Annotated in this window: 12 protein-coding genes; 6 read left to right on the top strand and 6 right to left on the bottom strand. The window is 60.0% G+C overall.

The annotated features are described in order from the left end of the window. The first annotated feature begins 91 nt into the window (after positions 1–91). Entirely contained in the window at positions 92–2,743 is a 2,652-nt protein-coding gene (alaS, locus tag NW807_RS01335; RefSeq protein ID WP_414425104.1) for an alanine--tRNA ligase, read from the top strand. 48 nt (positions 2,744–2,791) lie between these two features. Next, positions 2,792–3,751 (top strand): GDP-L-fucose synthase family protein, encoded by a 960-nt coding sequence (locus NW807_RS01330; protein WP_414394442.1) that lies wholly within the window; start codon positions 2,792–2,794, stop codon positions 3,749–3,751. Here the strand turns inward: NW807_RS01330 and NW807_RS01325 are convergent. The 3 genes from NW807_RS01325 to NW807_RS01315 form a co-directional block, all read right to left on the bottom strand. After that, on the bottom strand, positions 3,748–4,485 hold the full coding sequence (locus tag NW807_RS01325; RefSeq protein ID WP_414425079.1) for a DevA family ABC transporter ATP-binding protein: 738 nt from the start codon (positions 4,483–4,485) through the stop codon (positions 3,748–3,750). The genes NW807_RS01330 and NW807_RS01325 overlap by 4 nt on opposite strands. A gap of 64 nt (positions 4,486–4,549) precedes the next feature. Continuing rightward, positions 4,550–5,728, bottom strand: coding sequence for an ABC transporter permease DevC (gene devC, locus NW807_RS01320; RefSeq protein ID WP_414394436.1), 1,179 nt, complete (start codon positions 5,726–5,728; stop codon positions 4,550–4,552). Positions 5,729–5,736: 8 nt separating this feature from the next. After that, the gene (locus NW807_RS01315) at positions 5,737–6,900 is read right to left on the bottom strand and encodes an ABC exporter membrane fusion protein (protein ID WP_414425078.1); all 1,164 of its coding nucleotides are present in this window, start codon (positions 6,898–6,900) and stop codon (positions 5,737–5,739) included. A gap of 283 nt (positions 6,901–7,183) precedes the next feature. Here NW807_RS01315 and murC point away from each other — a divergent pair, with 283 nt between their 5' ends. From murC to NW807_RS01300, 3 genes are all read left to right on the top strand, one after another. Then, positions 7,184–8,581, top strand: a complete 1,398-nt coding sequence (murC, locus tag NW807_RS01310; RefSeq protein WP_414425103.1) for a UDP-N-acetylmuramate--L-alanine ligase — start codon at positions 7,184–7,186, stop codon at positions 8,579–8,581. Between the two features lie 63 nt (positions 8,582–8,644). Continuing rightward, entirely contained in the window at positions 8,645–9,637 is a 993-nt protein-coding gene (gene murB / locus NW807_RS01305; protein ID WP_414425077.1) for a UDP-N-acetylmuramate dehydrogenase, read from the top strand. A gap of 193 nt (positions 9,638–9,830) precedes the next feature. Continuing rightward, the gene (locus NW807_RS01300) at positions 9,831–10,613 is read left to right on the top strand and encodes a DUF3598 family protein (protein WP_414425076.1); all 783 of its coding nucleotides are present in this window, start codon (positions 9,831–9,833) and stop codon (positions 10,611–10,613) included. On the opposite strand, the gene NW807_RS01295 is transcribed toward NW807_RS01300, so the two are convergent. After that, the gene (locus NW807_RS01295) at positions 10,579–11,361 is read right to left on the bottom strand and encodes an alpha/beta hydrolase (RefSeq protein ID WP_414425075.1); all 783 of its coding nucleotides are present in this window, start codon (positions 11,359–11,361) and stop codon (positions 10,579–10,581) included. The two genes, NW807_RS01300 and NW807_RS01295, sit on opposite strands and share 35 nt — an antisense overlap. Before the next feature lie 36 nt (positions 11,362–11,397). Continuing rightward, the gene (locus tag NW807_RS01290) at positions 11,398–12,171 is read right to left on the bottom strand and encodes a ZIP family metal transporter (protein WP_414425074.1); all 774 of its coding nucleotides are present in this window, start codon (positions 12,169–12,171) and stop codon (positions 11,398–11,400) included. 281 nt (positions 12,172–12,452) lie between these two features. On the opposite strand from NW807_RS01290, the gene NW807_RS01285 reads away from it, so the two are divergent. After that, entirely contained in the window at positions 12,453–13,442 is a 990-nt protein-coding gene (locus NW807_RS01285; RefSeq protein ID WP_414425073.1) for a hypothetical protein, read from the top strand. Here the strand turns inward: NW807_RS01285 and NW807_RS01280 are convergent. Further along, on the bottom strand, positions 13,439–14,446 hold the full coding sequence (locus NW807_RS01280; RefSeq protein WP_414425072.1) for an aspartate-semialdehyde dehydrogenase: 1,008 nt from the start codon (positions 14,444–14,446) through the stop codon (positions 13,439–13,441). The genes NW807_RS01285 and NW807_RS01280 overlap by 4 nt on opposite strands. Between the last annotated feature and the right edge of the window lie 87 nt (positions 14,447–14,533).

Below are 14,533 nucleotides of genomic sequence, written 5' to 3'. Positions count from 1 at the left end.
ATCGCTTAGATTTTGCTGCTTTCAACTGCCCCAGAGCTAGAAAACCTAGAATGGAGAATATTGATCAATGCAGTCACCCTTTGCCTTGGCCATGTCTTCGTCCTTCTCCGGAGCTGCCATCCGGCAGGCTTTTCTAGATTTCTATGCCCAGCGGGGCCATCAGGTGTTGCCCAGCGCCTCCTTGGTGCCGGAGGATCCGACGGTGCTGCTAACCATTGCCGGCATGCTGCCCTTCAAGCCCATCTTCCTAGGGCATCAGGATCCGCCCTACCCGCGGGTGACAACTGCCCAGAAATGCGTGCGCACCAACGACATCGAGAACGTGGGACGGACAGCCCGCCACCACACCTTTTTTGAGATGCTGGGCAACTTTAGCTTCGGCGACTACTTCAAAAAAGAGGCCATCACCTGGGCTTGGGAACTGGTGACAGAAGTGTTTGGCCTGCCGCCGGAGCGCCTAGTGGTGAGCGTCTTCCGGGAGGATGAGGAGTCCTTTGCCCTCTGGCGCGATGAGATAGGGATCCCGCCCCAACGCATCCAGCGCAGGGGGGAGGAAGACAACTTCTGGGCTGCCGGCCCCACTGGCCCCTGCGGCCCTTGCTCGGAGATCTACTACGACTTCAAGCCAGAGCTGGGGGATGAGCAGATCGACCTGGGGGATGACTCCCGCTTTCTCGAGATCTACAACCTCGTGTTCATGGAGCTCAACCGGGACAGCGAGGGCCACCTTACCCCCTTGGCCAAGCAAAACATTGACACGGGCCTAGGGCTGGAGCGTCTGGCTCGGGTGCTCCAGGGAGTCCCCAACAACTATGAGACGGATTTGCTCTTCCCCATTGTGCAGAAGGCGGCCGAGATCGCCCAGGTGGACTACTTCCAGGCCAGCCCCGAGCAGAAAGTCTCCCTTAGGATTATCGGGGATCACGCGCGGGCGGTGATGCACCTAATTGCCGATGGGGTGATCCCCTCCAACGTGGAGCGGGGCTATGTGCTGCGGCGGCTGATCCGGCGGATGGTGCGCCACGGGCGCCTCTTAGGGATTGGCGAGCCCTTTACCCTGCCGGTGGTGGAGACGGCCATCCAGTTGGCGGAGGCTGCCTATCCTGAGGTGCGGGAGCGGGAGGCGGTGATCAAAGCCGAGCTGCAGCGGGAAGAGGAGCAGTTCCTCAAGACTCTGGAGCGGGGGGAACGGCTGCTGTTTGATCTGTTTGCAGACGTTACAGCCAGTGGCGCGCCAAAGCAGATCTCTGGGGCCGACGCCTTCAAGCTCTTTGACACCTACGGCTTCCCGTTGGAGCTAACCCAAGAAATTGCCCAGGAGCACGGCTTCAGTGTGGATCTGCAGGGCTTTGAGCAGGAGATGGAAAAACAGCGGCAGCGGGCCCGCGCCGCCCACCAAACCCTTGACGTCATGGCCCAGGGATCCCTGGACGAGCTGGCCGAGTTTTTAATCGAGACGGAGTTTCTTGGCTACAGCCAGTCCTCTGCCCGCGGCGTGGTCGAAGCCCTGCTGGTGGAGGGGAAATCCGTGCCCCAAGTGGAGGCGGGGCAAGTGGTGCAGGTGGTTTTGGATCGCACACCTTTTTATGCCGAATCCGGGGGCCAGATTGGGGATCGCGGCTACCTGGCTGGGGACGGAGTATGGGTGCGGGTGGAGGATGTGCAGAAGCGAGGAGATCTGTTTGTCCACTTTGGCCAGGTGGAACGGGGGATCCTGCGGGTGGGGGATCCCGTGCAGGCCCAAATTGACCTGGCCTGTCGGCGGCGCGCCCAGGCCCACCACAGCGCCACTCACCTACTGCAGGCAGCCCTGAAGAAGGTGGTTGATCCCTCTATTAGCCAAGCCGGATCCCTGGTGGCTTTTGACCGGCTGCGTTTCGACTTTACCCTCTCGCGTCCCCTTACTCCCGAAGAGCTGCAGCAAGTTGAGGATCTGGTCAACACCTGGATTGCCGAGGCCCATCCAGCTCAGGTAGCCATCCTGCCCCTGGCAGAGGCCAAAGCCAGAGGGGCAATCGCCATGTTTGGGGAAAAATACGGCGCCGAGGTGCGGGTGGTCGACTTTCCGGGGGTGTCGATGGAGCTCTGTGGCGGCACCCACGTCAGCAACACCGCCGAGATTGGCCTATTTAAGATCATCTCTGAGACGGGCATAGCTGCCGGGATCCGCCGCATCGAGGCTGTAGCCGGGCCGGCGGTGCTGGAGTACTTGAACGAGCGCGACAGGGTGGTGCGGGAGCTGAGCGCCCAGTTCAAGGCCAAGCCCCAGGAGATCCCAGAGCGCGTTGCCGCTTTGCAGGCGGAGCTAAAGGCCGCCCAGAAGGCCCTTGAGGAGGCCCGCAGCCAGCTGGCCTTGCTCCAGGCAGAGCAGCTCTTGCCCCAGGCTGTAGCCGTGGGCCCTCTGCAGATCTTGGTGGCGGAACTGGGAGCCACTCCCCCGGAGGCGCTGAAAACCGCCGCCGAACACCTACTCCACAAGCTGGGGGAAGGGGCAGTGGTGCTGGGATCGGTGCCCGAAGCGGGCAAGGTAAGCTTTGTAGCGGCTTTTAGCCCGGCTGTCCAGAAACTTGGCCTGAAGGCGGGCTCCTTTATCGGCGAGATTGCCAAGCTCACCGGCGGCGGTGGCGGGGGGCGGCCCAACCTAGCTCAGGCTGGCGGCAAACAGCCGGAGAAACTGGCGCAAGCTCTCCAAGCGGCTCAAGAGCGGCTGCAGGCAGAGCTGTCTTCAAGCTTGGGCAGTTAGGAGCTGCCGCCCTGCCATAATGAAAGCCGGGAATTCTCCGCGCCAGCCATGTCCACTGCCATCGATCTCAGCCAAAAGCGCATCTTGCTGACCGGAGGGAGTGGCTTTTTGGGCAAACATGTCCTGCAACAGTTGTACCTCCTGGGCGTCAAGCCGGAGCAGGTGCGGATCCCACGCTCCCGCACCCAGGATCTACGCCGCTGGGAAGTTTGCCAAGAGGTGGTGCAGGGACAGGATATCGTCATCCACCTGGCGGCCCACGTGGGCGGCATCGGCCTCAACCAGGCCAAGCCAGCAGAACTCTTCTACGACAACCTGATCATGGGATCCCAGCTTATCCATGCTGCCTACCTGGCGGGCGTGGAGAAGTTTGTCTGCGTGGGCACCATCTGTGCCTACCCCAAGTTCACTCCTGTCCCCTTCAAAGAAGAGGATCTCTGGAACGGCTACCCGGAGGAGACCAACGCCCCCTACGGCATTGCCAAGAAAGCCCTGCTGGTGCAACTGCAGGCCTACCGGCAGCAGTACGGCTTCAACGGCATCTACCTCCTGCCGGTCAACCTCTACGGCCCCATGGACAACTTCGATCCCGAAACTTCCCACGTCATCCCCGCTTTAATCCGCAAGGTGCATGAAGCCCAGCAGCGGGGCCAGAACTACGTGGAGGTGTGGGGAGATGGCAGCCCCACGCGCGAGTTTTTCTACGCCGAAGACGCAGCTCGGGGGATCCTTCTAGCCACCCAGCTCTACAACAGCCCCGAGCCCCTGAATTTGGGCACCGGCGAAGAGATCTCCATTCGGGATCTGATTGCCCTCATCTGCGAGCTGATGGGGTTTCAGGGAGAGATTCGCTGGCGAACTGACAAGCCCAATGGCCAGCCCCGCCGCTGCTTAGATGTCTCCAAGGCCCGCGAGAAGATTGGTTTTGTGGCCAAGGTGGGGTTGCGGGAAGGGCTGCAGCGCACCATCGACTGGTACCGCCGTCACGCCTCCCAGGGAGCAACCTAGGCAATGGGCTGGCTCTCCAGCCGTCCATCCTCCATGTGCAGCACCCGGTCAGCAATGTCAAGGATGCGGTTGTCGTGGGTTACCAGCAGGATGGTGCAACCTTGCTCCCGCGCCAACTTCTCCATCAGGGTCACCACCTCGCGGCCCGACCTGCTATCGAGGGAGGCCGTCGGCTCATCCGCTAGCACCAACTTGGGGTGGCTGACGAGGGCGCGGGCAATCGCCACTCGCTGCTTTTGACCCCCTGAAAGCTGTTCCGGGTAGTAGTGGACGCGATCCCCAAGACCCACCGCTGCCAGCATTGTTTCTGCCCGCCGTTGGCTCTCCTGGGGAGACAGGCCGTTGTGCAGCTCTAGGGCCATGCGCACATTCTGGGCTGACGTCAGGGATCGCAGCAGGTTGTGAGCCTGGAAAATATAGCCAATTTTGCGGCGAACCTGGACGAGGGTGCTGGGCTTGGCTCCTCGCAGCTCCTGCCCCAACACCTGCAGGCTGCCCTCTTGCACCGAGCGCAAGGCTCCTAGGAGAGTGAGCAGCGTGGTCTTACCCGAGCCAGAGGGTCCAGTCAACAGCACAATCTCCCCCGGGTGCAGGACAAAGTTGATGTCAAAAAGGACTTGCCGGCGCAGGGATCCCTCACCGAAATAGTGATTTAGCCCTTCGACTTTGACCACGGGCTCAGCGGTATTTTGAGTGAAGGTAGGGGCAGTTTGATTGAGAAGGGAAGTCAGCATAGGAAGCTCAGAATCTCAAGTTACTAACTAAGGAAGCCACCATTCTGGATTCCTGCTTCAGCAGTTAGAAAATGTCGGCAGGATCAGCAGCCCGCAGCCGCCGCACAGCAATGGCTCCTGAGATAAAGCACATACTCACCGTTAGCCCCAGGACCAACATCGCTCGGTTAAAGGTCATGGCAATGGGCAATAGGGTAGCATTGGCCGTCAAATCGTAAAGCAAAACAGCCAAGGCAAAGGCGGGAATGTAGCCCAAAACAGCCAGCAAAAGGGCCTCCTGAAGCACCACCCCCAACAGGTAGGTGTCAGTGTAGCCCATGGCTTTGAGGGTGGCATACTCCGCTAGGTGATCAGATACATCGGTGTAGAGAATCTGATAGACAATCACAATGCCGACGATAAAGCCCATAGCCACCCCCAGGCCGAAAATAAAGCCGATGGCCGTGCCTTCCTCCCAATAGCTCCGCTCCATGTCAATGAACTCTGCCCGCGAGAGTACTCGCACGTCCTCGGGCAGCAGAGCCCGCATCTGATCCAGCAGCGGCTTGGGATCTACCCCTGGCTGGAGTTGCACCACGCCAATATCCACCAGGCCAGGCTCGCGCTGAGGAAAAATCCGCAGGAAATTGAGGTCACTGGTAAGGATGGTGCCATCGGCGCCAAAGGTAGCCCCCATCTCAAACAACCCCCCTACCCGCACCCGGCGGTTGCCCACTTCGGTAACGACTTCTTGTCCAGCCTCAAACCATTGGGCAATTGGACCAAACTCGCTGCGGGAGCGGCGGTCAAAGAGCACTACGTCAGCTTTTTTAATCTCCTCCAGCTCGTCGGGGGTTAGCCCTGGCAAATCCACAAGGTCGGCAGAGGGATCCACCCCCACGACAAAAATGCTGCGAGTGCGACGGGTCTCAGGGTTTTTCCAGAGGGCAAAGCTCAAATACACAGGCGAGACAGCTCGCACTCCCTCAAAGCCCAACGCCTGATAGAGCCGCCGCTGCGAAAAGGTGTTCATGGCAATAAGGGCGTTGGACTGGGGACTGACCAGGAAGATCTCCCCTTTGAGGGCAACATGGAAGCGGATGGCACTCTCCAGCAAGCTGTCCTGGAAGCCCAGCTGCATGAACATGAGGATGCAGGCAAAGGTAATGCCTGCTAAAGCCACCAGCAGGCGGATCTTCTCCCGCATCAACTGCAGCCAGGCTAGGGGAATGCGGCGCCCAATAAAGCTGAACAGGCTGGACATCGCCCCCTCTACTCCTCAGCATCAATGGCCACGTTCACCTGCAGGTTGGTCAGGCCGGCCACGCGGGCACTGCTTTCTGGATCCAGGCGGATGTACACTTCCACCACCCGCGCATCTACGTCAGCAGCAGGGTCAGTGTTGAGCACGTCTTTCTTGCCAATTTGCAAGCCTACCCGCTCCACTCGGCCCTGTAGGGTTTCTGGCAGCACGCGGTTGCTGATGGTAGCTCGTTGTCCTGGTCGCACCCGCAGGATGTCGGTTTCGTAAACTTCGGCCACCACCATCATCTGGTCGGTGTTGCCCAGCTCGAGAATCCCTTGGTTAGCAGCGATCACTTCCCCCGGCCGAGTGTGGATTTTCAGCACCTGGCCAGCCCGGGGGGCACGGATGAGGGTGCGCTCCAAGCGGGCTTCCGCCAGTTCCAGGTTGCGGGCCAAAGACTGCAGCTGCACCTGCGCCTGGGCCCGTCTCAACGCCGCTTCAGCAGCTTGCACTTGGGCCTGGGCATTGCGCAGATCCCGCTCGCGGGCAAGGCGCAGTTGGTTGAGGGTGGCCTCGGCAGCTTGTAAGTCCTCCTGGCGCTGTCGCACCACCAGAGCCTTTTGATCGAGTTCCTGCTGCGAAATAGCTCCCTCCTGCCAGAGAGCCTGAAAGCGAGCCAGATTGGCCTCAGCATCGGCTAGCTCCGCCCGAATGCGCTCCACCACGGCTTCCTGGGAGCGGATCTGCAACTGTTGGGGCTCGTCCAGCCGGCTAAGGCGAGTGCGTGCTTCTTCAATTTGAGCCTGGCCAAAGCGGGTCTCAGCCTCTAGACGGGCACGGGCCTCTTGCAGTTGGGCGGCAGCGTACTCCCTCTCCGCTAGGCGCTCGCTGTAGCTTTCCAGACGGGCCAATACCTGCCCCGCCACCACCCGCTCCCCTTCGGCTACCAACAGCTCCCCCAGTCGTTCGCCAGGAGGGCCAGCAACACGGATAACGCTCCCCTCCGGCTCCAGACGGCCCAGAGCCCCGACCGAGGTAGCCAACGGCGTTGCCCCGCCTGCTGCCGGAGTTTCGGCTGGCGGCGGCGTTGCTCCTTGGGTAGCTCCTTGTTGGCTCAACCCTAAGGTAGCTAGCGCTGCCCAGCCAACCAGCCCAGCTCCTGGCAGTAACCACAGCAGTTGGGGTCTCATTTTGCCGTCAACTTCAAGCCTACAGCTACCCCTTTATTAAGAAGCTTAAAGCTTTGTGGAAAAGAGTGTCAAGTTCGAAATTGCACTTTAAGCAGCTCTTTTTCCTTAGGCTTTGCTTCCCTGCTGCAGAAGGCGAAAAACTGCTGATATGATCTGCCTTGCAGCAGCTTTGGTTTTAGGTGTGTGCGAGGAGTGAGGCAACGTTGCAATGGTGGAGACAGCGGGGGGAGAAGATCCCGGCATTTCGGTGCAGGCTCCGTCTTCATCTCTACTTGGGCAAAGCTTGGAGCTGTCGAACTCCTCCCTTTCGGCCTATCACTTTGTTGGAATTGGGGGGGTCGGCATGTCTGCTTTGGCCTATATTTTGGCGAAGAAAGGGTTTCGCGTTTCGGGGTCCGATATTGTTGCCAATAACCGCACTCGCCGCTTAGAGGCGTTGGGGGTGCGCGTTATTCAAGGTCACACGGCAGAGGGGTTGATTGGGAATCCCCAGGTGGTCTACTCCAGCGCCATTCGCCCCACCAACCCGGAATTAGCGGCGGCTCTAAACAAGGGACTAAAGGTTTGGCACCGAGCCGATTTACTAGCGGCTTTGTTGAACCATCGCCCCAGCATCGGCGTGGCGGGCACTCACGGCAAAACCACCACCAGCAGCATGATTGGCTACATGCTGCTTGCTGCGGGCTGGGATCCCACCCTAATCATAGGCGGGGAGATGGAGGCGTGGGACGGCAACGCTCGCCTAGGCCAGGGAGAATACCTGGTGGCGGAGGTGGATGAGTCAGACGGATCGCTGGTGCGTCTCTATCCCAAAATTGGCGTGATCACCAATGTTGAGCTAGACCACCCAGATCACTATGCCAATCTGGAGCAGGTCATCCGGGCCTTTCAGCAGTATGGGCAGCAGAGCCAAACCCTAGTGGCCTGCCTGGATTGCCCCAACGTGGCCACCCACCTCAAGGTGGACGTGGGCTACAGCCTGGCCGGACATCCCCAAGCCCAGTACCAAGCGCGGCAGATTGTCTACAAGGGCAATTCCACTGCCGCCGAGATCTGGGAAAGGGGATCCCTGCTGGGTCAGCTACGGCTGCAAGTGCCGGGATCCCACAACCTCAGCAATGCTCTAGCAGCGGTTGCCGTTGGGCGCCAGTTGGGCTTGGAGTTTCCGGTAATTGCCTCTGCCCTGGCCGAGTTTCGAGGGGTGCAGCGCCGCTTTGAGGCCAAAGGGGAGGTGGGCGGGGTTACCTTTATCGATGACTATGCTCACCATCCCAGCGAGATTCGCGCTACGCTGCAGGCAGCACGGCTACAACAGCGGCGCGTGGTGGCAGTATTTCAGCCCCATCGCCATAGCCGCTTGGCCGCCCTGTTTCAGGATTTTGCCTGCTGCTTTGAGAATGCAGATGTGGTGGTGATTGTGCCCACCTACGGGGCAGGAGAGCCAGCGTCGGAGCATTCTGACAGCTTGCGGCTGGCCGTGGCGGTGGCGGAACACCATCCCCAGGTGCGCTATGTGTCTTCTTTAGCGCAACTGCCGCAGGTGTTGACCTCCATTTTGCAAGCTGGGGATCTCGCTATCTTTCTGGGTGCAGGCGACCTCAATCAGCAGATAGCGGCTACGATGCGGGCATATGCAGCCCAAGTGGGGGAACAGCTCCAGACTCCTCCGGAGGGAGAATAGCCTGGGCAAAGAACCCACGCTTTCAACATGGCTGCTTCTGAGGTATCAACACTATGACGAACTATGACGACAGCTCCGCTGGTGCCTCAGCAGAACAGGTCCTGTGGGCCCGATGCCGCAGGCCATGCTGGTAACGAGGAGCTTCTTCCTGCTGGGCAAGAAGCGCTGCTGTCTGGACGGATTCGCCCAGGGATCCCCTTGGCCCCTCTGACCACTTTGCGGGTGGGGGGCAGGGCGGAGTGGTATTGTGAGCCCGGCAGCAACCCGGAGCTGCGGCAGTGTTTGGCTTGGGCGCGGGCAGAAGGGATCCCTGCCACTCTAGTGGGGGCAGGCAGCAATTTGCTCATCAGTGACGCCGGTTTGCCGGGGCTAGTGATCCACACCCGGCGTTTGCGCGGGCTGCAACTGCTGGAGGGGGGGAGGATCTGGGCCGCTGCCGGAGAACCTTTGGTCAACCTGGCGCGGGCGGCTGCCAAGCAAGGCTGGAGTGGACTGGAGTGGGCGATTGGGATCCCGGGCACGCTGGGGGGAGCAGTGGTGATGAATGCTGGCGCCCACGGGCATGCCATAGCGGACGTGGTGGTGGAGGTGCAGATTTTGGATGAAGAGCAAGAGCCCTGCCGCTTGAAACCCGCCGACCTGCAATTTGGCTACCGCCGCTCGCGGCTGCAGGACTTGCCCTGGACGGTTATAGGGGCAACATTGCAGTTGATCCCGGGCCAAGATCCAGCCCAGGTGCAGTGGGAAACCCAGCGCCACCTCAACCAGCGCCTAAGCTCTCAGCCCTATCATCTGCCCAGTTGTGGCAGCGTCTTTCGCAACCCCGAAACCTATCCCGCTGGCTGGTTAATTGAGCAAGTGGGTCTAAAGGGCTACCGAATCGGCGGAGCCCAAATCTCCGAGCGCCATGCCAACTTCATCGTCAATTGTGGCCAGGCCAGCGCCAATGACATCTACCGCCTAATTCGTCTGGCCCAGGAAAAAGTCTATCAACAATGGTCGATCCTGCTGGAGCCAGAAGTGCGCATTCTGGGATCTTTTATAGCTAATTCTTGATGATTTTTATGGCTCTGACTTAAGCTGCTCTTGTTTGGCTTTGCGGCGGCTCATGGGCTAGGGTATGGCTACTTTGTGTCGCTTCATTCCTCTAGAGCCTTCGTAACTGCGGTTACCCCAAAACCAGTAAAATACCACCCCGGAGCTTCTTCCCCATCGGCTCTGTCTTCAACGTTGCACTTCAGGCTTCTTCATGAAAACCCCGATACAATGCCTAGCCCTACACTTGGGAGAATGGCACGGCCTCTTTTTTGACTATCGACCTACTGCCCACGGTGGTTGGGAGCTAGTAGGCCAAAAGCGCAGCCTCATTACCTTTGAGGCTTTGGAGTTGGGCGCGATCCGCCAAACCAATGCCTACTACCCCCTGGAGGGATCCCCTAACCCAACAAGCCGCCAGAGCTGGGTTTACCGAGATTTCTCGCCCGGACTGCGCTTTTTCCCCGATGGATCTTTTTCTAACGGGCGGCTGCAACTAGCGCCGTTTAGCGACTTTGCCGTTGAGCAAGGCTTTCTCTGGGGAGATCGCAAGGCGCGGGTGGTGCAACAGTGGGACGCCCAGGGCTGCCTGGCGCGGGTGACCGTCATCTTAGAGCGGCGCGGCCAACCTTTGGATCCCGTTGCAGACTGTTCACTCCTGAGCAAAGAGCGACTGAGGGCCTGCCTCCAGGGGAGATGGCGGGGGATCGCCCAGAGCTTTGCGGTTGCCGAGGGCCGGTTTGCCCAAACCGAGGTGGACTGCTCGGGGGCAGAGTGGTTGAGCAACTGGGATCCCTTGCCGGGAGGGCTGTGGATTGGCGGGCCGGATCCCTTGCCCATCCCTACCGCCCACCGGGATCGCAGCTTTTCGGTGAGCCTGAGCTGGTTTCCGCAGTCGGAAGACTGCCATTGTCTCTTGCGTTTGATCCGGGACTACGATGCCCGCGGTGCTTGGCAGCGGGTTACGCTGATCCGGGCGCAGAGGGATCCCGTTTGAGAAAGGCGCAAACCTGGGCAAACACGGTCTCCCGCTCGCAGTCCAAAGTGAGAACGTGGTCGGAGCGCTCCAGCCACTGCAGGCTCTTCTCTGCGGATCCCAGTTCCCGATACAGCCACACCGCTTGGTCGGGATCCACCACCGTATCTTGGCGCGGTTGCAGGATGAGGGTGGGCACTTGAATGCTGGCTACCTCCCCCTTGACCTGCTCGATGAGCTCGAGGGCGCTGCGCACCGCCGTCAGATTGAAGCTGCGAAAATAAGCCACTTTTTCTGCCAAAGCGCGGACATTGCCATCCCGGATCGGCAGGCGGAAGCGGGGGACATCGTCCAAAAGCCAGCCCAGGCTGTTGAGGTACTGCTCCAGGCGAAAGAGGTAGTACCAGCGGTGGCGAATGGCAAAAAACGGCGCCAGCAGCACCAATTTGTGGACAGGATGGGAAAAGGCCAGGTGCAACGCCAACAGGCAGCCGGTGGAAAACCCCACGAGCGAAAGGCGCGGGTACTCCTGGCGCAGAGCTAGGTAATGTTCCAAAGCCCGCCCATACCACTCCGTCCAGCGGGAAGGAGGCATTCGGGGTGCTGGGCGGTCATGGCCGGGGTAGTTAAACCCCTGCACCGTTAGGCCGGCTGCCAACAGCCGCTCCGCCAGCCACTGCAACTCGTAGACGCCACCCCCCAACCCGTGTAGCAGCAGGCAGGCGTGCTCCCGTGATCCCCGCCACAGAAAAGGCTCGTTGCTCAGCATTGAAAACCTCGCGTCAAGACAGGACAGGATCCCTTTCTAGCCCAGCGCAATATCGAGCAGCAGCATCAACACAAACCCACTGAGAACGCCAAAGGTGCCCTCCCGCTCCAACCCCTGCCGGTGCGACTCAGGGATGATCTCACCCGAGATAACAAACAGCATCGCGCCGGCAGCAAAAGCCATGCCCCAGGGCAGCAGCGGCTGAGCCAAGGCAACCACCGTCGCTCCCAAGATGCCACTGATGGGCTCCACCAAACCCGTCAGCAGAGCGATGGCAAAAGCAAACAGCCGCGAATACCCCTGGCCTGCCAGCGACAAGGCCACCACCAGCCCCTCCGGTATGTTATGCAGGCCAATCCCCAGCGCCAGCACCAACCCATCGCTGACTTGGCCAGTGGCAAATCCCACCCCCACCGCCAGACCCTCTGGGAAGTTGTGCAGGGCAATGGCAATGATGAAGAGCCAGATCCGCTTTAGATGGGCGCGGTTCACCCCCTCAGGCCCTTTGAAAAAGTGCTCGTGGGGAAAAAAGCGGTGGGCACTCTCCAGGAAGATTGCCCCTAGCAGCAGGCCCGCCGCCATCGCCACCGCCGCTCCAAACTGGGAATACCCCAGCGCCATGGCTGCCTCGGTGCCCGGCACCACCAGCGAAAACGAGGTGGCCGCCAGCATCACCCCACCCCCAAATCCCAGCAGGATCCCTTGCACCCTCTCCGAGAGTGAGGGAAGAAACAGCGCCGGCAAAGCCCCCAACCCCGTTGCCAACCCGGCGATCAGGCTGGCCAGGGATCCCATCGCGATTGGATGCACAAGATCCTCCTTACCAAGCCAAATGCTTTTCAATTTTTCCCTTTTTTTGCCTGCCTGGGAAACCCTCCACCAGCTCTTTTTCCTCGACGGCTGAAAATGACTCTCTGGCTGCTTAGCCTAGGGATCCTGAAGCTGCCAAGCAGTATAAACCTAGGTGTCAGTGCTTCTCATCACTCCCAACAAGCTGGTTTCGAGGCTAAGCTTTCTCTAGTCGAGCGGCCACTCCTCCTGCGGAAAACAACCTGTTAGTGCGTTTAGGTGGCGATAGTGAGGAAAAAGCAATGAAGAAAAAAGCAATTGCAACCCTTGTAACTCTAAGTCTGGGCGGAGTTTGCTTAGGGCTAGCCGGCTGCGGTGGCGGCGGAAGCGGTGGGACGATAGTGCCTACACCGATACCTACACCGACTCCAACTCCGACACCCACCCCAACCCCGACACCTACGCCCACACCGGGTGCCCCGACTTTTACCAAGGCATTTAGCCCCACCTCGGTAGCTGCCGGCCCTACTGCCACAACAACTCTGACCTACACGATCACCAACACAGCCGCTCTGCCCCTGACGGGTCTAGCCTTTTCCGATCCCCTGCCTGCCGGCTTGATCGTTGCCACTCCCAACAACCTCGACAACGGCTGTGGCGGGACGCTGGCAGCTGCACCAGGAGCAACTTCCATCTTGCTAGTCAACGGCTCATTGGCAGCCAACGCTAGCTGCACCATCAGCCTGGATCTTCAGGTTACAGCCACGACAGCGGGATCCCTGACCAGCCCCGCGGTAACCCTGAGCAGCAACCAAGCGCCTAATGCCACCGCTGCTGCTATCAACTTAACGGTAACGGTGCCAGCTCCCACCTTTACCATGGCCTTTGCTCCCAACCCGCTTGGCCCAATCGGCCCAGCTCCCGTTACCGGGAATGGAACTCTGACGTTTACAATAACCAACAACGCTGCCATTCCATTGACGGGCTTGGCCTTTAACCACACCTTGCCGGGAGCGCCGCCTTTAACCGTAGGGCCTGGTGCACCTCCTCCCTTACCTGCTTCCTGTGGTGCTGGAGCTACCCTCACAGCGTCGGTGGGTGGGAACACCATTCAATTCACCGGAGGACAAGTGGCTGTCGGCGCAACCTGCACAGTGACCATCCCTGTCCAAACGGGACCTCTGACCTCACCCGGCACCTACACCTACCCCAACTCCCCAGTAACATTGACCAACGCTCAGGCCGCCCCTGCCACAGCAGGGCCGGTAACCTGGACGGTTGTGGTGAATTAGTCCTTCAAAAGCAGCTCAGCAATTTGAATGGCGTTGAGAGCTGCTCCTTTGCGGAGCTGATCCCCGCACAGCCACAGCTCTAGAGCCTTGGGCTCGGAGATGTCCTGGCGGATGCGGCCCACCGCCACTTCATCCCTGCCGGCCACGTCGATGGGCATGGGAAAGCGGTTCTGCTGCCAATCTTCAATGAGCACCACCCCAGGGGCCTGGGCCAGGATTTGCCGGGCTTTTTCCACAGGGAAGGGCTGTTCAAACTCCAGGTTCAAGGCCTCGGCGTGGGTACGCAGCACCGGCACCCGCACACAGGTAGCTGTCAGCCGCAGGTTGGGGGATCCCATAATCTTGCGGGATTCGTTGACCATTTTCATCTCTTCCTGACAGTAGCCGTTCTCTTGCAGGGGGCTGTTGTGGAGGAAGAGGTTGAAGGCGATGGGGTAAGGGAACACCTGGGGCTGCAACGGCTGCCCCTGGAGGTAGGCGCGGGTTTGCTCCTCTAGCTCCACCATGGCGCGGGCCCCAGCTCCACTCGCCGATTGATAGGTAGCAGCCACCACTCGGCGAAGCGGGATGTGGCGATGCAGGGGGTAGATGGCCACGCACATCAGGATAGTGGTGCAGTTGGGGTTGGCAATGATCCCCCGGTGGCAAAAGGCTTCCTGGGGGTTGACCTCGGGCACCACCAGCGGGACATCGGGATCCAGACGAAAGGCGCTGGAGTTGTCGATCAGCACCGCTCCTGCCTCGACGATGGTTTTGGCCCAGGTTTTGGAGACACTAGCACCGGCAGAGGCCAACACCAGGTCCAGACCCCGAAAGGCCGCTTCTGAAACCGGCTCCACTGGGATCCGTTCCCCCTTGAAGGTCAAATAGGTGCCCGCTGAACGGGGCGAGGCCAACAGCTTCAACTCTGCCACCGGAAAGTGGCGCTCTTCCAGCAGTTTCAGCAGCTCCGCTCCTACTGCTCCTGTGGCCCCCAAGATGGCCACCCGTTGTTGCCGTCCCATGCTTTCTTGTCCTCAGGTTTTCCTCATTCTATGGCTCTCCTCTAGTCCTTGATTCACTGGACAATCAGCCACTTTGTGGCATAACCA

Source organism: Synechococcus sp. R70.1 (genome assembly GCF_047461675.1).
GTDB lineage: Bacteria > Cyanobacteriota > Cyanobacteriia > Thermostichales > Thermostichaceae > Thermostichus.
The sequence above is the reverse complement of the archived record's forward strand: the minus strand, read 5'-3'. Positions and strand labels throughout refer to the sequence as shown.

Excerpts from the sequence above, each read along its gene's own strand:
- alaS (WP_414425104.1), top strand. The coding sequence starts at position 92 with ATGTCTTCGTCCTTCTCCGGAGCTGCCATCCGGCAGGCTTTTCTAGAT.
- NW807_RS01330 (WP_414394442.1), top strand. The coding sequence starts at position 2,792 with ATGTCCACTGCCATCGATCTCAGCCAAAAGCGCATCTTGCTGACCGGA.
- NW807_RS01325 (WP_414425079.1), bottom strand. The coding sequence starts at position 4,485 with ATGCTGACTTCCCTTCTCAATCAAACTGCCCCTACCTTCACTCAAAAT.
- devC (WP_414394436.1), bottom strand. The coding sequence starts at position 5,728 with ATGTCCAGCCTGTTCAGCTTTATTGGGCGCCGCATTCCCCTAGCCTGG.
- NW807_RS01315 (WP_414425078.1), bottom strand. The coding sequence starts at position 6,900 with ATGAGACCCCAACTGCTGTGGTTACTGCCAGGAGCTGGGCTGGTTGGC.
- murB (WP_414425077.1), top strand. The coding sequence starts at position 8,645 with ATGACGACAGCTCCGCTGGTGCCTCAGCAGAACAGGTCCTGTGGGCCC.
- NW807_RS01300 (WP_414425076.1), top strand. The coding sequence starts at position 9,831 with ATGAAAACCCCGATACAATGCCTAGCCCTACACTTGGGAGAATGGCAC.
- NW807_RS01295 (WP_414425075.1), bottom strand. The coding sequence starts at position 11,361 with ATGCTGAGCAACGAGCCTTTTCTGTGGCGGGGATCACGGGAGCACGCC.
- NW807_RS01285 (WP_414425073.1), top strand. The coding sequence starts at position 12,453 with ATGAAGAAAAAAGCAATTGCAACCCTTGTAACTCTAAGTCTGGGCGGA.
- NW807_RS01280 (WP_414425072.1), bottom strand. The coding sequence starts at position 14,446 with ATGGGACGGCAACAACGGGTGGCCATCTTGGGGGCCACAGGAGCAGTA.